24 protein-coding genes, 1 other RNA gene, 1 pseudogene and 1 riboswitch are annotated in these 19,780 nt (G+C 70.4%); of the genes and pseudogenes, 17 read left to right on the plus strand and 9 right to left on the minus strand.

Features of this window, described 5'->3' with window-relative positions; genetic code table 11:
- Positions 1-93 precede the first annotated feature (93 nt).
- Positions 94-567 (plus strand): RcnB family protein, encoded by a 474-nt coding sequence (locus H9L17_RS10555; protein WP_187569413.1) that lies wholly within the window; start codon positions 94-96, stop codon positions 565-567.
- An 83-nt stretch (positions 568-650) separates the two neighbouring features.
- On the opposite strand, the gene H9L17_RS10560 is transcribed toward H9L17_RS10555, so the two are convergent.
- Complete coding sequence (locus tag H9L17_RS10560; protein ID WP_187569414.1) at positions 651-1,655, minus strand: YeiH family protein; 1,005 nt, start codon at positions 1,653-1,655, stop codon at positions 651-653.
- Between the two features lie 93 nt (positions 1,656-1,748).
- Here H9L17_RS10560 and H9L17_RS10565 point away from each other — a divergent pair, with 93 nt between their 5' ends.
- From H9L17_RS10565 to H9L17_RS10615, 11 genes and pseudogenes are all read left to right on the plus strand, one after another.
- A complete protein-coding gene (locus tag H9L17_RS10565; protein ID WP_187569415.1) occupies positions 1,749-2,636 on the plus strand; it encodes a LysR family transcriptional regulator in 888 nt (295 codons plus the stop codon).
- A gap of 23 nt (positions 2,637-2,659) precedes the next feature.
- A complete protein-coding gene (gene glyA / locus H9L17_RS10570) occupies positions 2,660-3,928 on the plus strand; it encodes a serine hydroxymethyltransferase (RefSeq protein WP_187569416.1) in 1,269 nt (422 codons plus the stop codon).
- A 3-nt stretch (positions 3,929-3,931) separates the two neighbouring features.
- Positions 3,932-4,456: a transcriptional regulator NrdR gene (gene nrdR, locus H9L17_RS10575; RefSeq protein WP_187569417.1), complete on the plus strand. Its 525-nt coding sequence runs from the start codon at positions 3,932-3,934 to the stop codon at positions 4,454-4,456.
- A gap of 29 nt (positions 4,457-4,485) precedes the next feature.
- Positions 4,486-5,546, plus strand: a pseudogene (ribD, locus tag H9L17_RS10580) (bifunctional diaminohydroxyphosphoribosylaminopyrimidine deaminase/5-amino-6-(5-phosphoribosylamino)uracil reductase RibD).
- Positions 5,543-6,310 (plus strand): class I SAM-dependent methyltransferase, encoded by a 768-nt coding sequence (locus tag H9L17_RS10585; RefSeq protein ID WP_187569418.1) that lies wholly within the window; start codon positions 5,543-5,545, stop codon positions 6,308-6,310. Before ribD ends, H9L17_RS10585 begins: the two are co-directional and overlap by 4 nt.
- Positions 6,311-6,375: 65 nt before the next feature.
- Positions 6,376-6,545, plus strand: a riboswitch (FMN riboswitch).
- Positions 6,546-6,626: 81 nt separating this feature from the next.
- Complete coding sequence (locus tag H9L17_RS10590) at positions 6,627-7,229, plus strand: riboflavin synthase (RefSeq protein WP_187569419.1); 603 nt, start codon at positions 6,627-6,629, stop codon at positions 7,227-7,229.
- Positions 7,226-8,332, plus strand: coding sequence for a 3,4-dihydroxy-2-butanone-4-phosphate synthase (ribB, locus tag H9L17_RS10595; protein WP_187569420.1), 1,107 nt, complete (start codon positions 7,226-7,228; stop codon positions 8,330-8,332). The genes H9L17_RS10590 and ribB overlap by 4 nt, the downstream gene beginning before the upstream one ends.
- 31 nt (positions 8,333-8,363) lie before the next feature.
- Positions 8,364-8,840: a 6,7-dimethyl-8-ribityllumazine synthase gene (gene ribH / locus H9L17_RS10600; protein ID WP_187569421.1), complete on the plus strand. Its 477-nt coding sequence runs from the start codon at positions 8,364-8,366 to the stop codon at positions 8,838-8,840.
- Positions 8,837-9,307, plus strand: a complete 471-nt coding sequence (nusB, locus tag H9L17_RS10605) for a transcription antitermination factor NusB (protein ID WP_187569422.1) — start codon at positions 8,837-8,839, stop codon at positions 9,305-9,307. The genes ribH and nusB overlap by 4 nt, the downstream gene beginning before the upstream one ends.
- A gap of 225 nt (positions 9,308-9,532) precedes the next feature.
- Positions 9,533-10,471, plus strand: coding sequence for a thiamine-phosphate kinase (thiL, locus tag H9L17_RS10610; protein ID WP_187569423.1), 939 nt, complete (start codon positions 9,533-9,535; stop codon positions 10,469-10,471).
- Between the two features lie 93 nt (positions 10,472-10,564).
- Positions 10,565-10,717, plus strand: coding sequence for a hypothetical protein (locus H9L17_RS10615; protein WP_187569424.1), 153 nt, complete (start codon positions 10,565-10,567; stop codon positions 10,715-10,717).
- Here H9L17_RS10615 and H9L17_RS10620 read toward each other — a convergent pair.
- Genes H9L17_RS10620 through H9L17_RS10630 form a run of 3 tightly spaced genes read right to left on the minus strand, consistent with a single transcriptional unit; the run spans position 10,714 to position 13,811 of the window.
- Positions 10,714-12,090 carry an FAD-binding oxidoreductase gene (locus H9L17_RS10620; protein WP_187569425.1) on the minus strand — a complete coding sequence of 459 codons (1,377 nt, stop codon included), beginning with the start codon at positions 12,088-12,090 and terminating at the stop codon, positions 10,714-10,716. The two genes, H9L17_RS10615 and H9L17_RS10620, sit on opposite strands and share 4 nt — an antisense overlap.
- Before the next feature lie 4 nt (positions 12,091-12,094).
- Positions 12,095-12,478 (minus strand): YraN family protein, encoded by a 384-nt coding sequence (locus H9L17_RS10625; RefSeq protein ID WP_187569426.1) that lies wholly within the window; start codon positions 12,476-12,478, stop codon positions 12,095-12,097.
- Entirely contained in the window at positions 12,465-13,811 is a 1,347-nt protein-coding gene (locus H9L17_RS10630) for a penicillin-binding protein activator (RefSeq protein ID WP_187569427.1), read from the minus strand. Before H9L17_RS10630 ends, H9L17_RS10625 begins: the two co-directional genes overlap by 14 nt.
- Positions 13,812-13,881: 70 nt before the next feature.
- On the opposite strand from H9L17_RS10630, the gene rsmI reads away from it, so the two are divergent.
- Positions 13,882-14,706 (plus strand): 16S rRNA (cytidine(1402)-2'-O)-methyltransferase, encoded by an 825-nt coding sequence (gene rsmI / locus H9L17_RS10635; RefSeq protein WP_187569428.1) that lies wholly within the window; start codon positions 13,882-13,884, stop codon positions 14,704-14,706.
- 37 nt (positions 14,707-14,743) lie between these two features.
- Here the strand turns inward: rsmI and H9L17_RS10640 are convergent, their stop codons facing one another.
- Positions 14,744-15,172, minus strand: a complete 429-nt coding sequence (locus tag H9L17_RS10640; protein WP_187569429.1) for a hypothetical protein — start codon at positions 15,170-15,172, stop codon at positions 14,744-14,746.
- Positions 15,173-15,202: 30 nt separating this feature from the next.
- Between H9L17_RS10640 and rnpB the strand changes: the two genes are divergently transcribed.
- Positions 15,203-15,622, plus strand: an RNA gene (gene rnpB, locus H9L17_RS10645) — RNase P RNA component class A.
- Between the two features lie 75 nt (positions 15,623-15,697).
- Here the strand turns inward: rnpB and H9L17_RS10650 are convergent.
- The 4 genes from H9L17_RS10650 to H9L17_RS10665 form a co-directional block, all read right to left on the minus strand.
- Positions 15,698-16,099, minus strand: coding sequence for an ACT domain-containing protein (locus H9L17_RS10650; RefSeq protein WP_187569430.1), 402 nt, complete (start codon positions 16,097-16,099; stop codon positions 15,698-15,700).
- Positions 16,100-16,156: 57 nt separating this feature from the next.
- Positions 16,157-16,483, minus strand: a complete 327-nt coding sequence (locus tag H9L17_RS10655; RefSeq protein ID WP_187569431.1) for a nucleoside triphosphate pyrophosphohydrolase family protein — start codon at positions 16,481-16,483, stop codon at positions 16,157-16,159.
- Positions 16,484-16,528: 45 nt separating this feature from the next.
- Positions 16,529-16,975, minus strand: coding sequence for a DpnI domain-containing protein (locus H9L17_RS10660; protein ID WP_187569432.1), 447 nt, complete (start codon positions 16,973-16,975; stop codon positions 16,529-16,531).
- Between the two features lie 64 nt (positions 16,976-17,039).
- Positions 17,040-17,804, minus strand: coding sequence for an NRDE family protein (locus H9L17_RS10665; protein ID WP_187569433.1), 765 nt, complete (start codon positions 17,802-17,804; stop codon positions 17,040-17,042).
- A gap of 315 nt (positions 17,805-18,119) precedes the next feature.
- On the opposite strand from H9L17_RS10665, the gene mraZ reads away from it, so the two are divergent.
- Genes mraZ through ftsL form a run of 3 tightly spaced genes read left to right on the plus strand, consistent with a single transcriptional unit; the run spans position 18,120 to position 19,776 of the window.
- Positions 18,120-18,566, plus strand: coding sequence for a division/cell wall cluster transcriptional repressor MraZ (gene mraZ, locus H9L17_RS10670; RefSeq protein ID WP_187569434.1), 447 nt, complete (start codon positions 18,120-18,122; stop codon positions 18,564-18,566).
- A 56-nt stretch (positions 18,567-18,622) separates the two neighbouring features.
- Positions 18,623-19,513: a 16S rRNA (cytosine(1402)-N(4))-methyltransferase RsmH gene (gene rsmH, locus H9L17_RS10675; RefSeq protein ID WP_187571942.1), complete on the plus strand. Its 891-nt coding sequence runs from the start codon at positions 18,623-18,625 to the stop codon at positions 19,511-19,513.
- Complete coding sequence (gene ftsL / locus H9L17_RS10680) at positions 19,510-19,776, plus strand: cell division protein FtsL (protein WP_187569435.1); 267 nt, start codon at positions 19,510-19,512, stop codon at positions 19,774-19,776. The genes rsmH and ftsL overlap by 4 nt, the downstream gene beginning before the upstream one ends.
- Positions 19,777-19,780: the final 4 nt, after the last annotated feature.

Consider the following 19,780-nt stretch of genomic DNA (forward strand, 5'->3'; position numbering starts at 1 on the left):
CCGGCAAGGGGCGGCGGAACCGGTTCCAGCAATTCCCCGTTCAGATCGCCGGGCGGATAGTGCAGCCATCGTCCACCACGCGGAGAGCCCGCCATGAAGCGCCTGTTGAAGATCGTCGCCTCCTCCCTGTTGCTGCTCGGCGTGGCGACCGCACCGGCATTGGCCGGCGACCGCGACCATGGCCGGGGCTACCAGGATCACGGCCGCGGCCAGCACTACGATCGCCACGACCGCGGCGACCATCGCGACCGTTACGACTACCGCGTCGACCGCAACCACTACCGCCGCGACTACAGGCCGGCCCCGCCGCGCGTGGTCTACACGCAGCCGCGCTACGTGCACGCGCCGCCGCGCGTCGTCTATCGCCCGGCGCCGCGCCCGTATTGGGTGCGCGGCGGCCATTACTACGGCAGCGGCTACGCGCCGACCTACGTGGTCAACGACTGGGGCTACTACGGCCTGCGCAGCCCGCCGCGCGGCTATTACTGGCGCCGCAGCGACACCGGCGATTTCCTGCTGGTCGCGATCACTACCGGCATCATCGCGGACATGCTGCTCCACCACTGAGCGCTTCCGCGATGCGATGAACCGAACCGGTCGGCCCTCGTGGCCGGCCGGTTTTTTCATGCCCGATGCCATGCCCTTGCGGATCAGCGGGAAAGCGCCGCCTGCATCGCCAGGCTGCCGAGCGCGACCGCCATCCACACGCCCAGCCCCAGCAGCAACGGGCGCGGACCGGTGGCGCGCATCCGCCGGACATCGGCGGACAGGCCGATGGCGGCCAGCGCGAACACCATCGCCAGCCCGCTGGCGGCATGCAGTCCGCCCTGCATCGCCGCCGGCACCAGCCCGGCGCTGCGCAGCGCCGAGGCGGCGACGAACCACAGGATGAACCACGGCACGATGCCGCCCGCACGCAATCCGTCCGCCGGATTCTGGTTGCGCCCGCGCCACGCCATCAGCCCGGCCAGCGCCAGGCACACCGGCACGATCATGGTCGCCCGCGCCAGCTTGACGATCACCGCGTAGTCGCCGGCTTCGCGGCCGTAGGCGTAGCCGGCGGCGGCCACCGAGGAGGTGTCGTTGATGGCGGTGCCGGCCCACAGCCCGAACTGTGCGGCGTCCATGCCCAGCAGGTGGCCCAGCGGCGGGAACGCCAGCACCGCGACCAGGTTGAACAGGAAGATGGTTGACAGCGCGAACGCGGTGTCGTGGTCGTCCGGACGCAGGATCGGCGCCACCGCGGCGATCGCCGACCCGCCGCAGATCGCGGTGCCCACGCCGACCAGCGCGGCGAGCTTGGCCGGCACGCGCAGCGCCCTGCCCAGCAGCCAGGCGGCGGCGAACGCCAGCAGCAGGGTGACGAGGGCGACGCGCAGCGAGGCGCGACCGACCGCGAGCGCCTGACCGAGATCCAGCCCGAAGCCGAGCAGCACGATCGACGCCTGCAGCACGTACCTGCCGGCGAAGTCGATGCCGGGAGCGAAGCGCGCGCCGGGCGTCCAGGCGGCGCGCAGCAGGGTGCCCAGCAGGATCGCCAGCACCGCGCCGCCCAGCAGCGGAAAGGCGTGTCCGCCGGCGTACGCCAGCAGCGCGGGAATGGCCGCCAGCAGCAGGCCGGGAAGCAGGCGTTGCGGGCCGTGGAAGCGCGGCATGGTGGCGGGTCCGTGGAAGCGATGGCGGCAGTCTGGCGATCCCGTTTGTTAAATGAAATTGAATTATCCTGATATGAAGAATCAGGATTCCTGATGATCAACATCAGCCCGCGCCAGCTGCAGGTCTTCGTCGAAACGGTGGCGGCCGGCAGCCTGCGCGCCGCCGCCGAGCGGCTGCACCTCACCCAGCCCGCCGCCAGCATGGCGCTCACCGAAATGGAGCGGCTGCTGGGCGGGCCGCTGTTCGACCGGGTGCGCGGGCGGCTGCGCCTGAACGCGCGCGGCCACGAGTTGCTGCCGTTGGCGCGCGAACTGCTGGAGCGCCACGCCGAGTTCGCGCGCGCGGCGGCGGGCGCGGGCGGCGCGCTGGCCGGCGAGTTGCGGATCGGCACCAGCAACACCGTCGGCAACTACCGCGTCGGCGAACTGCTGGGCGGGTTCGTGCAGGCCGCGCCGGAGGTGGCGATCCGGCTGCGGGTCGGCAATACCGACGACATCGCGCGGGCGCTGCTGGCGCACGAGCTGGACGTCGCCTGCGTCGAGGGCACGGCGCTGCCGTCGGGACTGGAGGTGCTGCCGTGGCGCGACGACGCGCTGCTGGTCTGCGCCCCGCCCGGACATCCGCTGGCGAGGCGGCGCGGGCTGAAGGAGGCGGATTTCGCCGATGCGGCGTGGGTGATCCGCGAGCCGGGCTCGGCCACGCGGTTGCTGACCGAGCAGGTGCTGGGCCGCCTGCCGCCGCCGCGCGGCCGGCTGGAACTGAGTCAGACCGAGGCGATCAAGCAGGCGGTGGCGGCGGGGCTGGGCATCGCCCTGCTGCCCGAGGTGGCGGTGCGCGACGCGCTGGCCGCGGGCTGCCTGTGCGCGCTGCGGACGCCGTTCCTGCAGCCGTTCCTGCATCGCCGGCTGTCGCTGCTGCTGCCGCGCGGCAGCTACCGGGGCGGCCTGCTGGAGGCGTTCCTGCGGGCTACAATCGCCTGATCCCCACGCCCCCAGGAGTTGCGATGTTCCCGCGAGACGCACGTATCGAAGGCTACGATCCCGAACTTGCCCAGGCCATCGCCAACGAAAACCGCCGGCAGGAGGATCACGTCGAGCTGATCGCCTCCGAGAACTACGCCAGCCCGCGGGTGATGGAAGCGCAGGGCAGCCAGCTCACCAACAAGTACGCCGAAGGCTATCCGGGCAAGCGCTACTACGGCGGCTGCGAATACGTGGACGTGGCCGAGCAGCTCGCCATCGACCGCGTCAAGCAGCTGTTCGGTGCCGACTACGCCAACGTGCAGCCGCACAGCGGCTCGCAGGCCAACCAGGCGGTGTATTTCGCGCTGCTGCAGCCGGGCGACACCATCCTCGGCATGTCGCTGGCGCACGGCGGCCACCTGACCCACGGCGCCAAGGTGAATGCCAGCGGCAAGCTGTTCAACGCGGTGCAGTACGGCGTCGACGCCGCCGGCCTGATCGACTACGACGAAGTCGAGCGCCTGGCGCTGGAGCACAAGCCGAAGATGATCGTCGCCGGCTTCTCCGCCTATTCGCAGGTCGTCGACTGGGCGCGCTTCCGCGCCATCGCCGACAAGGTGGGCGCCTACCTGTTCGTGGACATGGCGCACGTGGCCGGCCTGATCGCCGCCGGCGTCTATCCGAGCCCGGTGCCGCACGCGCACGTCGTCACCAGCACCACCCACAAGACCCTGCGCGGCCCGCGTGGCGGCATCATCATCGCCAGTCGCGCCGCGATGGGCGAGGCGGCGGAAGAGATCGAGAAGAAGCTGCAGTCCATCGTTTTCCCCGGCATCCAGGGCGGCCCGCTGATGCACGTGATCGCGGCCAAGGCGGTGGCGTTCAAGGAAGCGCTGGAGCCGGCGTTCAAGGACTACCAGCAGCAGGTGGTGAAGAACGCGCAGGCGATGGCGAAGGTCATCATCGCCCGCGGCTACAAGATCGTCTCCGGCGGCACCGAAAACCACCTGATGCTGGTCGACATGATCGGCAAGGACGTGTCCGGCAAGCAGGCCGAGGAGGCGCTGGGCAAGGCGCATATCACCGTCAACAAAAACTCGGTGCCGAACGATCCGCGCAAGCCCTTCGTCACCTCCGGCCTGCGCATCGGCACGCCTGCCGTCACCACCCGCGGCTACAAGGAGCCGGACTGCGTGGCGCTGGCCGAGTGGATCTGCGACGTGCTGGACAATCCCGAGGACGAGCAGGTGATCGCCGGCGTGCGCGAGAACGTCGAGAAGCAGTGCAAGCAGTTCCCGGTGTACGGGTAAGCCTTGCACTGCCCCTTCTGCCAGCACAGCGACACCCGCGTGATCGATTCGCGCGTGTCCGAGGACGGCGCCACCATCCGCCGCCGGCGCGTCTGCGAAGCCTGCGGCGAGCGGTTCTCGACGCTGGAAACCATCGAGCTGAAGCTGCCGGCCATCGTCAAGTCGGACGGCCGGCGCGAGGCGTTCGACGCGCGCAAGCTGCGCGTCGGCTTCGACCGCGCGTTGCAGAAGCGGCCGGTGTCGGAGGAGCAGATCGAGACGGCGGTGCGCGCGGTGGTGCACCAGCTGCGGATGGCCGCCGAGCGCGAGATTCCCGCGCGCCGGGTCGGCGAGTTCGTGATGGGCGAACTGCGCAAGCTCGACCACGTCGGCTACGTGCGCTTCGCCTCGGTCTACCGCAGCTTCGAGGACGTGGCCGATTTCCGCGAGGAGCTCGACCGGCTGGAGCGCGACCTGCCGGGCGAAGGCCAGCTGCCGCTGCTGGACGCCGCGGATGCGGCCATCGACGGCAAGGGGCGGAAGCGGTGAGCGGCTTCTCCTCTGCCGATCACGCATTGATGGCGCGCGCGCTGCGCCTGGCCGAGCGCGGTGCCTACACCGCGCGGCCCAACCCGATGGTCGGCTGCGTGATCGCCCGCGACGGCGAGGTGGTGGGCGAAGGCTGGCACCAGCGCAAGGGCGGGCCGCACGCGGAAGTGTTCGCGCTGCAGGCCGCCGGCGAGCGCGCCAGGGGCGCCACCGCCTACGTCACCCTGGAGCCATGCGCGCATACCGGCAGCACCGGCCCGTGCGCGGACGCGCTGATCGCCGCCGGCGTGTCGCGGGTGGTGGCGGCGATGCGCGACCCGTTCCCGAAGGTCGACGGCGCCGGCTTCGAGACGCTGCGCGCGGCCGGCATCGTGGTCGAGCATGGATTGATGGAAGCGCAGGCGCGCGAGCTCAACCGCGGCTTCCTGGCGCGGGTGGAGCGCGGCCGGCCGTGGCTGCGGGTCAAGCTGGCGATGAGCCTGGACGGCCGCACCGCGATGGCTTCCGGCGATTCCAAATGGATCAGCGGCGAAGCCTCGCGCCGCGACGTGCACGCCTGGCGCGCGCGCTGCGGCGCGCTGATGACCGGGCCGGCACGGTGCTGGCCGACGATCCGCAGCTGACCGTGCGGCTGGAGCAGGGCGAGGAGTTCCTGCCGCCGCTGCGGGTGGTGCTGGATCCCGGCCTGGCGACGGTGGCGCGCGGCCGCGTGCGCGAGGGCGATGCGCCGACGCTGTACATGCACGCGCCGGACGCCAAGCCGCCGCGCGCGATGGAGGCCGAGCGCGTCGCGGTGGCGGTGCGGGGCGGACGCTTCGACCTCGTCGCGGTGCTGGAATTGCTGGCCGCGCGAGGCATCAACGAGGTGCAGCTGGAAGCGGGCGCCACGCTCGCGGGCGGGTTCCTGTCCGCCGGGCTGGTGGACGAACTGCTGCTGTACGTCGCGCCGGTGCTGCTGGGCGAGCGCGCCCGGCCGCTGTTCGACGGCCTGCACATCGATGCGATGACCGAGCGCCTGAAGATGCGCGTGGTCGACAACCGCCGCATCGGTGACGACCAGCGCCTGCTGCTGCGCCCGCAGGCCGCATGAGCGACGCGGCGCCCAGGGCCGCGTTCAAGGACCATTTCTCCGCCGTGGCCGGCGACTACGCCGCCGCGCGTCCCGAATATCCGCAGGCGCTGTTCGACTGGATCGCGGCGGTCGCGCCGGCCGCCGGGCTGTGCTGGGAAGCCGGCTGCGGCAGCGGCCAGGCGACGCGCGACCTAGCCGCGCGCTTCGCTCATGTCCATGCCTCCGATCCGAGCGCGGCGCAGATCGCGCGGGCGCCCGCGCTCGGCAACGTGACGTTCGCCGTCGAACCCGCCGAGCGCTGTGGCCTGCCCGACGCCAGCGCCGATGCGGTTTGCGTGGCGCAGGCGCTGCACTGGTTCGAACGCGCCGCCTTCTTCGCCGAATGCGCGCGCGTGCTGAAACCCGGCGGCGTGCTGGTGGCGTGGGGCTACCAGGACATCGTGGTCGAGGACGACGTCGCCGTCGCCAATGCCGCGTTGCAGATGCGCATCCGCGACGACTGGCCGCCGGAGCGAGCGTTCATCGACCAAGGCTACGCCTCGTTCGCGTTTCCGTTCGCGCGGATCGAAGCGCCGGCGCTGGAGCTGCGCGCGCAGTGGCCGCTGTCGCGCCTGCTCGGCTATTACGCCAGCTACTCCGCGACCAGGCGCCATCGCGAGCGCACCGGCGAGGATGCGGTCGCACTGCACGCCGCGGCGCTGGCGGTGGCCTGGGGCGATCCGGAGCGCACGCGCACGGTGCGCTGGCCCTTGTTCGTGCACGCGTTCGCGAAGCCCGCCTGAGCCGGATCGGCCTGGTTTCCCCGGATGCTAGAATGCGCGGCGCCGGTTCGCCGGCACACAACTCGAAACGTCTTCAGGGCGGGGTGAGATTCCCCACCGGCGGTAGGCGCGGCATCCCCTCTCTCGATGGGCGACGCGCGAGCCCGCGAGCGCTTCCGGCCGGGACGGCGGAAGGTCAGCAGATCCGGTCGAATGCCGGAGCCGACGGTCACAGTCCGGATGAAAGAAGACGACGCAGCGCGCGGCCCGGCCACGCGCCTGCGCACGCCCTGCGGGCGTTTCCCGTTCCATGTTCCATGCATGCGGGAAACGCGACATGTTCACAGGACTCATCGAAGGCGTCGGCGCGTTGGCTTCGCGCGAAACCCGCGGCGGCGACGCGCGCCTGGTCATCGGCGTCGGCACCCTGCCGTTCGACGGCGTGCGGCTGGGCGAAAGCATCGCGGTCAACGGCTGCTGCCTGACCGTGGTGGACTTCGACGCGCGCAGCTTCGCGGTCGACGCCTCCAACGAAACGCTGGCGCTGACCACGCTGGGCCGCCTGCCGCTCGGCGCGCCGCTCAACCTGGAGCGGGCGATGCGCCCCAGCGACCGTCTCGGCGGCCATCTGGTCAGCGGCCACGTGGACGGATTGGCGACCGCCGAACGCCGCTGGGACGACGCGCGCGCGGTGCGCTGGCGCTTCGCGACGCCGAAGCCGCTGTTGCGCTACATCGCGCAGAAGGGCTCGGTCTGCGTGGACGGCGTCAGCCTGACCGTGAACGCGGCGGACGCCGCCGGCTTCGAGGTCGCGCTGATCCCGCATACGGTGGAACACACCGCCTTCCGCGCGCTGCAACCGGGCGATGCGGTCAACATCGAAGTCGACCTGCTGGCGCGCTACGCCGAACGGTTGCAGGCAACGAGGGACTGGACATGAGCTTCGCGAGCATCCCGGAACTGCTGGACGAACTGCGCGCCGGGCGCATGATCGTGGTGGTCGACGACGAAGACCGCGAGAACGAGGGCGACCTGATCATGGCCGCCGAGCTGGTGCGGCCGTCCGACATCAATTTCATGGTCACGCATGCGCGCGGGCTGGTCTGCCTGTCGCTGACCCGCGAGCGCTGCGCGCAGCTCGGCCTCAATCCGATGGTGCGCGACAACACCTCGCCGCACCACACCAACTTCACCGTCAGCATCGAGGCGGCCGAAGGCGTGACCACCGGCATCAGCGCCTACGACCGCGCGCATACCGTGCGCACCGCCGTGCGGCCGGACGCCAAGCCGTCCGACCTCAGCCAGCCCGGCCACATCTTCCCGCTGACCGCGCAGCCCGGCGGCGTGCTGTCGCGCGCCGGCCATACCGAGGCGGCGTCGGACCTGGCGCTGCTGGCGGGCTTCGAGCCGGCCGGCGTGCTGGTGGAGATCCTCAACGCCGACGGCACGATGGCGCGCCGCCCGGAGCTGGAGGCGTTCGCGCGCGAGCACGGACTGAAGATCGGTTCGATCGAAGACCTGATCCGCCATCGCCTCGAAACCGAGCACACCGTCGAGCGCATCGACAGCCGCGAGATCGATACCGACCACGGCCGCTTCCTGCTGCATACCTACCGCGACCGCCTCACCCGCGGCCTGCACTACGCGCTGGTGCGCGGTGAGGTGGCGGGAGACGATCCCGTGCTGGTGCGCGTGCAGCAGCAGAACCCGCTGGCCGACGCGCTGCACTGGCGGCGCGACGATTTCGGCCCGCTGGTCGGCGACGTGCTGGCGATGATCGACCGCGAAGGTCGCGGCGCGCTGGTGCTGCTGGGCGACGCGCCGGATGCGGAGGCGACGCTCGCGCGCATCCGCGAACAGCCGGTGCCGCCCGCCAGCAAGGCCGGCGCGCTGGCGCAGTGGCGGCGCAACGGCGCGGGCTCCCAGATCCTCGCGGACCTCGGCGCGCGCCACCTGCGCGTGCTCGGCAAGCCGCGCCGGCAGGTCGGCCTGGCCGGCTACGGGCTGGAGGTGGTGGAATACGTGGTGCTGCCGGCGCGGTAAACTGCGCAACCCATCACCTCGCCGCACGCCGATGCCGCATCACGAAGGCGACCTGCGCATCCACCCGGACGCGCGGTTCGCGATCCTCGCCAGCCGCTGGAACCCGCGCATCGTCGATGCGCTGGTCGAGTCCGCGCGCGCGACCTTCTTCGCCAACGGCGTGGCGGAAGCCGCCATCGACGTGGTGCGCGTGCCCGGCGCATGGGAGCTGCCGATGGCCGCGCGCGACCTCGCGCACGCCGGCCGGCATGCCGCCATCGTCGCGCTGGGCTGTGTGGTGCGCGGCGACACGCGGCACTACGAGCAGGTGGCCGACGGCGCGTCCGACGGCCTGATGCGCGTCGCGCTGGACACCGGCGTGCCGGTGATGAACGGCGTGCTGGCGGTGGAACGGTTCGAGGATGCGCTGGCGCGAGCCGGCGGCAGCCATGGCAACAAGGGCGAAGAGGCGGCGCTGGTGGCGATCGAAATAGCCGACCTGCGCCGCAAGCTGCAGGAGCAAGCATGAACAATCCTCACCATCCCCATCTCCGCCGCCGTCCCGACGGCATCGACCCCGTGGCCCGCTCGCGCTCGCGCCGGCGCGCCTTGCAGGCGATCTACGCCTGGCAGATCAACCACGCCGAGGAACGCGCGCTGATCGCGCAGTTCGCCCACGAGCAGGCGCATGAAGTGGCTGATCTTGAATACTTCGAGGACCTGGTGCGCGGCGTGCTGCGCCACGTCGCCGAATTGGACGCGGCTCTGGCCGGGCACCTGGATCGCGGCATCGAGGAAGTCGACCAGATCGAGCGCGCCGCGCTGCGCATCGCCGCCTACGAGCTGACGCATCGTCCGGACGTGCCGTACCGCGTGGTCATCAACGAGGCGATCGATTCGACCAAGCGCTTCGGTTCCGAGCATGGGCATACCTACGTCAACGGCGTGCTGGACAAGGCGGCTGCGGCGCTGCGTGGTGTGGAAGCGAAGAAATAACTTCGCCCCGTCATTACGCGGTGTGGAAGCGAACAGGCAACAGCGCCGTCATTCCCGCGAAGGCGGGCCGCTTCTGACAGCCGAATGGCTGTCCAATCCAGCGTCTTTCGTGCAGCCAAGACGACCCTGAAACCTGAAGACGTTGGATACACAGACACAAGGTCTGCGAAAGATGCCCGCCTTCGCGGGAATGACGAGCATTCGCGGGAATGACGAGCAAAAGACATGTCGCAAGGTGAGTTCGACCTGATCGCCCGCATCCGCCAGCGCGTCGCATCGCGCGACGACGTGGTGCTGGGCATCGGCGACGACTGCGCCTTGCTGGCGCCGCCGCCCGGCATGCAACTGGCGACGACCATGGACACGCTCAACGCGGGCGTGCATTTCCCGCCCGAGACCGCGCCTGCCGACGTCGGCTGGAAGGCGCTGGCGGTCAATCTCTCCGACCTCGCCGCGATGGGCGCGCAGCCGGCGTGGTGCACGCTGTCGCTGACCCTGCCGCAGGCGGATGCCGCGTTCGTCGATGGCTTCTGCGACGGCTTCTTCGCGCTCGCGCAGCGGCACGGCATCGCGCTGGTCGGCGGCGACACCACGCGCGGGCCGCTGTCGATCGGCATCGCCGCGCATGGCATCGTCGAACCTGGCATGGCGTTGCGCCGCGATGGCGCGCGGGTCGGCGACGAGGTGTGGATCAGCGGCACGCTGGGCGATGCCGCCGGCGCGCTGGCGCAGTGGAAGGCGGGCGAGGCGACGACGCCGGCCCTGCGCGCGCGGCTGGATCGGCCGACGCCGCGCGTCGAGCTCGGGCGCGAACTGCGCGGGCTGGCCAGCGCCTGCATCGACGTTTCGGATGGCCTGCTGGCCGATCTCGCGCACATCTGCCGGGCCAGCGGCGTCGGTGCGGACATCGATGCCGATGCGCTGCCGGCCAGCGTGGCGCTGCGCGCCGCGTTCGATGCCGGAACGCGGCGCGTTCTCCAGGCCACCGGCGGCGACGATTACGAGCTGTGCTTCACCGCGCCGGTCTCGCAGCATGCAGCCGTGCAGGCGCTGGCATCGACGTTGGCGCTGCCGTTCACGCGCATCGGCCGCATCGTCGAAGGCAGCGGCATCGCCTGCGACGGCATCGGGCAGAACAAGTTCGGCTACCAGCATTTCGCCTGAGCGGCCCTGTCGATGGTCACGATGACCTCGAGCACTGCTGCGCGCGGCGTCGCCCGGAGATGCTGGCGCCACCTTCATGACGAGGTGGCGGAGATGGCGAAGAAGATCCTGCTGGGCATGGCGGTGGTGGCCGGCGTCTGCGTGATCGCGGCGGCGGGCTTCCGCTTCGGCAAGCATCTGCGGCAGGGCGAACGTGCGCAGGCGGTGCAGGTGGAGCAGCCTCCGGCCGTGAAATCGGACGCTTAAACGTCCGGCAGCAGCTTGCCCGGATTGAGGATGCCGTCCGGGTCGAGCGCGCGCTTCACCGCGCGCATCGCCTCCAGCGTGGCGGGATCGAAGGCGCGCGCCATGAATCCGCGCTTGGACAGGCCGATGCCGTGCTCGCCGGACAGCGCGCCGCCCAGCGCCAGCGCGAGATCGAAGATGCGCGGCAGCGCCATCCGCGCGCGCGCGGTTTCGTCGGCGTCGTCCGGGTGGTAGAGGATGTTGACGTGCAGGTTGCCATTGCCGGCATGGCCGAAGCTGACGATGGTCAGCGCGTGTTCGTCCGCCAGCGCTTCGACGCCCGCCACCAGATCGGGGATGCGCGAGACCGGCACCACCACGTCCTCATTGATCTTGCCCGGAGCGATGCTGCGCAGCGCCGGCGACAGCGCGCGCCGCGCCGCCCAGAGCCGGTCGCGGGCCATGCCGTCCTGCGCCACGTCCATGTCCAGCAGGCCATCGCCGTCGGCGGCGGCGCCCAGTGCGGCGAGGATGTCGGGCAGGGCATCGAAGCCGCCGTCGGCTTCGACCAGCAGCATCGCGCCGGCCTCGGGCACGTCGCTGCCGTTGCGGCGTAATAGTTCGAGGCTGCGGCGATCCATGAACTCCAGCATCGCCGGCACCACCGGCTGCGCCATCAGACGCGAGACGGCGGCGGCGGCGCTGGCGGCGTCGCGATAGAACGCGCGCAAGCCGGCCTGCGCCTGCGGGCGCGGCGCCAGCTTCAGCGTCGCTTCCACGATCAGCGCCAGCGTGCCTTCGCTGCCGACGATCAACCGGGTGAGGTCGAAGCCGGACGAGCACTTGGTGTACGCGCCGCCGCAGCGGATCAGTTCGCCCGCGCCGGTGACGGCGACCAGGCCCAGCACGTTGTCGCGGGTCGCGCCGTACTTCACCGCGCGCGGCCCGCCGGCATTGGTGGCGAGGTTGCCGCCGATGCTGCACAGCTCCGCGCTGGAGGGATCCGGCGGCCAGAACAGGCCGTGCGGCTGCAGCGCGGTTTGCAGTTCGCCGTTGAGCACGCCGGGCTCCACCACCGCGCAGCGGTCGGCGGCGCGGACGTCGAGGATGCGGTTCATCCGCGCGAACGACACCGCGATGCCGCCCAGCGTCGGCACCGCCGCGCCGGTGGTGCCGGTGCCCGCGCCGCGCGCGACGATGGGGATGCGATGCGCGCGGCAGGCGCGCACGAGGGCGACGACCTGCTCGCGCGTTCGCGGCAGCGCCACCGCGTCGGGCAGAGCGTGGCGGCGCGAATCGTCGCCGGCCTGCGCCTCGCGCGCGGCGTCGTCGGTGCGCCAGCCGTCGCCCAGGAGCGCGGCGAGTTCGGCAGCGAGGGCGGCGGGCAGCGTCATAGGTTCAGCAGTCGTCGACGCGGAACGCGTCGCGGAGCCAGTCGAACGCGGGCGCGGCCGGATCGCCGCTGGCGGCGACCACGTCGAAGCGGCAGGGCGCATCGGCGTGCCGGGGATGCCCCAGCAGGTACGCCTGCGCCGCACGCACCAGCCGGCGGCGCTTGCCGGCATCCACCGAGGCCGCGCCGCCGCCGAACGCATCGCTGCCGCGATAGCGCACTTCGACGAACATCAGCGCCGCGCCGTCCTGCATTACCAGGTCAAGTTCGCCGCCGCGCGCGCTGGCGTTGCGCGCCAGCAGGCGCAGGCCGCGCGCTTCGAGATAGGCCAGCGCCGCGGTTTCCACCGCGTCGCCGCGGGCGCGCCGATCCGGCTCAGCGCGCGCCATCGGCCAGCGGCACCGGCTCGCCGCCGGCGAAGCGCGACCAGCCGGGGCGGCGCAGCACGTTGCCGAAGCCGTCCAGGCTCAGCCGGCCGGTGGCGCCGGCGATGCTGGCGTTCGGCGCCAGTGCCAGCTGTTCCAGGTGCGCGGTCAGCCGCCACGCGTCGAAGCCGAACGCGAACAACCGCGCCGCCGGGCCCTTGGCGGTATTCACCCGCGCGGCGGCGCTGGCCTGCGGGGGCAGACCGTCCACGCGCTGGATCAGCCAGGGCTCGGTGGGGAAGACGATGCCGTCCAACGCCATGTCCTCGGCGGGCTTGCCGGTGCCGGAGACGATCTGCGAACTGGCGAGGCGGTCGACGCCGCCGAGGCCGGCGGCCGCCAGCTGCGGCGCAACGCTCCGCGCCTGCGGCCCCTTCAGCACCAGCAGCACGGCGTCGGGTGCGTCCGTCTGCGCCAGCTGGCGCAGCGCGTCGGTCATCTGCTCGCTGACGCCGAGGCGGGCGACGATCTTCACGCCGCGGCTTTCCAACTGCGCGCGCGCGGCGTCGGCGGTGCGGCGCTGGGTGTCCTCGCCGCCGGCGATCAGCAGCACGCGCTTGCGGTGGCGTTCGTCGATCAGGTGCTGGGCCAGGCTGATGCCTTCGTCCTCCGGCGACAGCGAGAACGCGGCGCTGCCGGACGGCGGCGTGCGGCTGCCGCGGTTGAGCGCCAGCATCGGCACCGGCGGCTCGCCGGCGGCGAACAGGGCGTCGGCTTCCTCGCGCGCCAGCGGGCCGACCACGAAATCGTTGCCGTCGGCCGCCGCGCGCGCCAGTGCCGGCTTCGCGCCGGCGGCGGTGTCGTAGAAGCGCAGCGCCGGGCGGCGCCGGGTTTCGCCGTAGTAGCCGGCGAGATAGCCGTCGCGCACGGCCGCGGCGGCGGCGGCCTGGGCGCCGGACAGCGGCAGCAGCACGCCGACCTTCAGCGGCGGGCGGTAGCCGTCGCGGTCGGCCGCCGGGCGATCCGCCGCGCCGAAGCTGGCGTCGCCGCGGTCGAACGCGTGCGGCAGCGGCAGGCCGCGCCGCTGCAAGGCGCGGCCTGCGAAGTTGTAGAGCGGATCGCCGGCCGGCAGGCGGGCGGCGTCGCGCGCCAGGGTGGCGTCGTCGAGCTGCGCCAGCAGGCGTTCGATGGCGTCGGCGTTGTCGCGGCGCGCCTGCCCGGACAGCGCGGCGTGGCCGGACGCGAGCGCCTGCGCCTGCACGGTGGCGGCGGCGTAGGCGAGGGGCGCCGGCTTTTGCACTTCCGTGCTGGCGCAGCCGGCCAGCGCCAGCAGCAGGACGAGGACGACGGATCGCATCAGGGCCACGGGTTGGGCGCTCGTTCGGGAACCGGCTAGGATTCTACCTGCGCACACGTTGAAGACAGGCATGCAGGGTTCCGGAACGCTTTTTGTGGTCGCCACGCCCATCGGCAATCTCGGCGACATCGGCCCGCGCGCGCTGGACACGCTGCGCGCGGCGGCGGCGATCTGCGCCGAGGACACCCGCCGCAGCGGCCAGCTGCTGGCGCATTTCGGCATCGCGACGCCGCTGGTGGCGCTGCACGAGCACAACGAGGACGCCATCGCGCAGAAACTCGTTGCGCGGCTGCTGGCCGGCGAATCGCTGGCGCTGGTCAGCGACGCCGGCACGCCGCTGGTCTCCGATCCCGGCTTCCGGCTGGTGCGCGCGGCGCGCGCGGCGGGCGTGAAGGTCAGCCCGGTGCCGGGCGCGTCGGCGCTGATCGCGGCATTGAGCGTGGCCGGGCTGCCCAGCGACCGTTTCGCGTTCGAGGGCTTCCTGCCGGCGAAGGCGTCGGCGCGGCGCGAGCGCTTGCAGGGCCTGGTGGCCGAGCCGCGCACGCTGATCTTCTACGAATCCTCGCACCGCATCGCCGAAACGCTGGCCGACATGGCGCAGGCGTTCGGCGGCGAGCGCCCGGCGGTGCTGGCGCGCGAGCTGACCAAGCTGTTCGAAACCGTGCTGGACGGCAGCCTGGCCGAGCTGCTGGCGAAGGTCGAAGCCGACGCCGACCAGCGCAAGGGCGAGTTCGTGTTGTTGGTGCAGGGCGCGGGCGAGGATGCTGATGCCAAGGTGGCGGAGGGCCTGCGCTTGTACGCGAAGCTCAAGGAACACCTGCCGCCCTCGACCGCGGCGAAGCTGGCGGCAGAGCTGTCCGGCGCCCCGCGCAAGGCGCTCTACGGCAGCGAATGATCGGTCTGCATTGAAGCCATCAGGCCAGAGTTGGCCATCAAGCGCCTCGTCGTAATGTTTCAAGCAGTTTGTATAGATCACGCGCATCAAGCAGGGCATCTTGCAGTGGTCTGCTGCGCGTGCAAGGGGTGGCCTCGATTGGATAAGGTTCTGTGCCGGACAGGTACAGAAGCCAGGGCTGGCCTTTTCCAACTGGTGCAATCCAGGTGTTTCGGGTGGTGAACGTACTTATCTGGTGGTGCTTCCCTTTCCAACTCTCGTTGACTTTCCACATCACGGTTTGCACCTGCCCGGCGTCACTTTTGACTATTGAAATGGCAAGGGGCGTTGCAGCCACGACGCTGGTTGATCGGTCGAATGCGTCGCGGACGGGTGGGGCGAAGCATGCGGAGGCTGCCAGCACGCCGGAAGGAAAGGCGCCTGAAAACAAGAAGAGCGCGACTGTGAAGCCGATTTTGGGAGGCAAAGCTGGCATCCCTGTAGAATACGCATCGGCGGAGCCGGCCAGACAGTCGCGTCACCCGCAAGGGTGCCGAGGAAAGTCCGGGCTCCACAGGGCACGGTGCCAGGTAACGCCTGGGCGGCGCGAGCCGACGGAAAGTGCAACAGAAAGATACCGCCAACGGTTCTTCGGGGCACTTGCCGGACGAACGTCCGGCAAAGTGTTCCAACTCGCCGAAAGGCGAGGTGGAATGCGGGCAAGGGTGAAATGGTGCGGTAAGAGCGCACCGCGAGTCTGGCAACAGACCGGCACGGCAAACCCCACCGGGAGCAAGACCAAATAGGGAGACGTCGATGCGGCCCGCAGAGTCTCCGGGTAGGTTGCTTGAGCGTATCGGTGACGATGCGCCTAGAGGAATGACTGTCGCGGCGCGCAAGCGTCGAACAGAACCCGGCTTACCGGCCGGCTCCGCCACCTCGTTGCAACCCATGTTTTCGTGGAAAGGTCCGTGCGCCGGCGCCTGATCGTCGCGCCGTGAGCGATCGCGCCTCAGGCCGCGGAGCGCGATAGCGCCTGAAGCGCATCCATCGCCGACTGCGCCTGCTCGACGGGCACGAACAGGTGATCGTGATGGACGCCCGCCACGACGTTGCAGCTGATCCCGGCCCGCCCGAGCGCCCGCGAGAACGCGGCGGTCAGGCCGACGGCCGCAAGGTCCGAGTGCACGGCGAGCGTGATCCAGGCGGCGCTGAACGCGATCGGCAGGTCCATGTCGAGGGCGACCTGTTCCGGAACGACGACCGAAAGCCCTTCGGGTTCGCGCACGGAGGCGACGACGTGCGCCGGGTCGAGTGCGCATCCCGGCGGCAGGGCGACGAACGCATAGCGGCCGGGATCGAGTTCCGGCTGCATGCGGGTCAGGAGCTGGTCGAGGTTGGCGATGGCCTGCATTCCGCTGCCTGTCTGGATCGGGCCGAGCCGCGGAGCGGCGTCGGCGTGCGTGGATCGTTATTTTTCCAGCTCGCCAGAAACATGCTCGATCAACTCTCCGGTGTTCCTGGAGAACTCCGCTTCCAGGTCGACGCCGCACTTGTGCGCAAGCACCATGATGGACCAGAGGCAGTCCGACAGCTCGTGCCCGAGCTTCGCCTTGCAGTCGTCGATCTGCCGCACGCCCGCATCCGCCTGGATCAGCTTCGCCAGGTCGCCGACGTCGCCGACGAACCCGAGGGCAAGTTCTTCCGTGCTCCAGACGCGTCCATACAGCTTGGTTTCAAGCTGTTCGTAAAGCGCGTTAAGCCGCAGGGCGGATTTTTCCAGATCGGAAAAGGTCATGAGTTAGGCGGCGTCGCGAAGCGAGGTGACTTGAATGTTTAGGGATTACACGAGGCGTACGAACGCCCCTTCCGGAAGGGCCTCAAGAACATACATGAAGCCCTGCCAGCCTGCGCGACGTGCAGTGTTTGAAAGCGGCTTGCGCGCTGAGAACAGAGCTGGGCTTTGGAAGTCTGTTGGCAGGTAATGGATGGCGTAGTCGTTTGCAGCTTTGAGCACCAAGAAGAGAGGGAAGTAGATGCCAGAATCCATTCGTTCTTTCTGTGGTGTCCAGGCTGCACCCAAGATCCGCTTTGGTAATGGCGAAACCGCGGGAACAGTCATGGTTTTTACTTGACAGAGAAAGCCGCAAAAGTCGCAAATGAGATCCGCGCATTTGAAATTTGGCGGAAGCAATTTGAGGGTCTTTGAACGCTTGCATTTAGGACAGTCGCAAGATTTGGTGACAAGCTGTTCTCCCCATGTGCCCAATAGTTGCTTTGAAGTTGCCATAGCGCCTTAACTTTCTTTTTGCGTAGGAGGTTGGGGTGGGGTCTGCAGCCCAGCTGCGAGAGCGTCAAGGAGGTAGTAATTCCAGCACGGTCTCGCCCTCGTACACGCCTTCCGGGCCGAAGCGGCGCTCGTGGATGCGCGCGCCGCCGTCGTGGCCGACCAGGATCAGCGTGCTGGCGCGGGTGCCGTACTCGCGCTGGCGGATGAAGGCGGGCGAAAGCCGGCGTTCGAGATCCAGGCCGACGCCGGTGTCGGGCAGGGCGTCGTCCGCCGCGATGCGTTCGTCGGCCAGCGCGTCCCACAGCGGCTGCGGATCGTCGCCGCCGGCCAGCGCCCATTCCCGCAGGGCATCGCGCAGCCGCCGGGTCTTCGGCCAGGGCGCGTCGAAGGCGCCGTTGGACAGCCCGTGCACGCCCGGCGCGATCGCGTGCGCGCCGCTGCCCGGATGGTTGCCCACGTAGGCGCAGCCGCCGGCATCGGCCAGCACCAGGTTGAAGGGGGCGTAGCGCGCCGCACGGTCCGCCAATTCGGCCGCGTGGGCGGTGGCGGGGTCGGCGCCGCCCAGGAACCCCACCGGCAACGCGCCGCGCGACGGGCCGTCGAAAGGCTGCGCCAGGCCGTCGCGCACGTTGGTGACCACCGCCACCCGGCCCGCCGGTCCCAACCCCATCCAGGTGCCGCCGGAGCGCAGGTCGCGCCCGGCCAGCACCGGGGCGTCGTCCCAGGCGGCCAGCGGCGCGGTGGGGCGGGCGTGCAGTTCGTCGCGGTTGCCGGCCACGACCAGCCGCCAGCGGGGATGGGTTTTCCAGGCGAGGGCGACCAGGCACATCCGGGCATTGTGCCCGGCGCGCAGCCATTCATTTTTTGCGATGCAGCATGGTCGATGCCGGCGCGGCGGCATCCGGCGGGCAGCGTGAAGGGTGTCGCGAAATCTCAAAAATTGAGACGGAACATAAACTTGTGGATAAAGCTTGAACAAGTCTCTGAAGTTCTTTGCAAGTCCTTGACCCGTCGAGGGAAATTTCCTCGGCCACGTTGTTGACATAGGTCAATTGCCTGCTAATGTGGCGCTTCGTGGGAAAACCGGGAAAAACGTGGTTTTCTTGGAGTGAACTCCGCAGCAGACGGGGGCGACAAGGGCAGCATGTTCCAAGGCGAGACCGCCATCACCATCGACGACAAGGGCCGGCTGGCGATTCCGACCAGCTACCGGGATCTCGTCGCGCGTGAATGCGGCAACCGCTTGGTGCTGACCTACAGCCCGTTCGACGCCGGCTGCCTGTACCTGTACCCGCATGCGGTCTGGGAGCGCCTGCGCGACCAAGTCAACGCGCTGCCGCGGATCAAGAGCGACAGCCGCCTGCTGCAGCGCAAGCTGGTCGGCGCGGCGGCGTTCGTGGAGCCGGACGGCAGCGGGCGGATTTCGCTGCCGGCCAGCCAGCGTTCGGCCACCGGCATCGACCGCAAGGCGGTGCTGCTGGGCGTGGGCGACAAGTTCGAGCTGTGGAGCGAGCAGGCCCATCACGAACAGGTGCGGTTGACCTTCGGGGACGCCGAACTGGGCGAGCACCTGCTGGGCCTCGAGTTGTGAGCGGCGGTGGCGCGGGCATCGCGTCCGCCCACCTCCCGGTGCTGTTTGCCGAGGTCATGGACGGTCTGGCGGTGAAAGAGGACGGAACCTACCTGGACGGGACGTTCGGGCGCGGCGGGCATGCCCGCGGCGTATTGCAGCGGCTTGGCGAGAAGGGGCGTTTGCTGGCGATGGACAAGGACCCGGACGCGATCGCGGTGGCCATGCGGATGGCCGACGCCGACGCGCGCCTGTCCTGGCGCCGCGGCAGCTTCGCCGGGCTCGCCGACTGGCCGGCGACGGCGGACGGGCTCGACGGCGTGCTGCTGGACCTGGGCGTGTCCTCGCCGCAGCTCGACGTGGCCGAGCGCGGCTTCTCGTTCGGCAAGGACGGCCCGCTGGACATGCGCATGGACCCCGAGTCCGGCGAGAGCGCCGCCGACTGGCTGGCGCGCGCGCCCGAGAAAGAGATCGCCGACGTGCTGTGGACCTACGGCGAGGAGCGCCAGAGCCGGCGCATCGCCCGAGCGATCGTCGCCCGCCGCGCCGAGCAGCCGCTCGTGCGCACCGCGCAGCTGGCCGAGTTGATCGCGCAGGTGTGCCCGCGCGGCGACAGCAAGACCCATCCGGCGACGCGCAGCTTCCAGGCGATCCGCATCCACATCAACCGCGAACTGGCCGACCTCGAAACCGGTCTCGACGCCGCGCTGGCGCGATTGAAGCCCGGCGGCCGGCTGGCGGTGATCAGCTTCCACTCGCTGGAGGACCGCATCGTCAAGCAGTTCATGGCGAAGCACGCGAAGGCGCCGCCGGCGAACCGGCGCATGCCGGTGGAAATCGCGTTCACGCCGACGCTGCGGCTGGTCGGCGGCGCGCAGAAGGCGGGGGAGGCCGAGCTGACCGCCAACCCGCGCGCGCGCAGCGCGGTGCTGCGGGTGGCGGAGAAGCTGGCGGAGGTGGCGGCATGAACCGCTATTTCCTGCTCGCCGTGCTGGTGCTCGCCAACGTCGCGACCGCGCTGCTGATCGTGCGCGACCGCCACGACCACCGCCAGGCCTTCGTCGAGCTGAGCAAGCTGGAGAAGGCGCGCGACGCGCTCAACATCGAATTCGGCCGCCTGCAGCTGGAGCAGGCCACTTGGGCGGAAAGCAACCGCGTCGACCAGGTGGCGCGCACCCGCCTGGGCATGGAGTTCCCGCGCACCGAAGACGTCGTGGTGCTGCGCCGATGAAGCA

Origin of the sequence: Thermomonas brevis (assembly GCF_014395425.1) — a bacterium.
GTDB lineage: Bacteria > Pseudomonadota > Gammaproteobacteria > Xanthomonadales > Xanthomonadaceae > Thermomonas > Thermomonas brevis.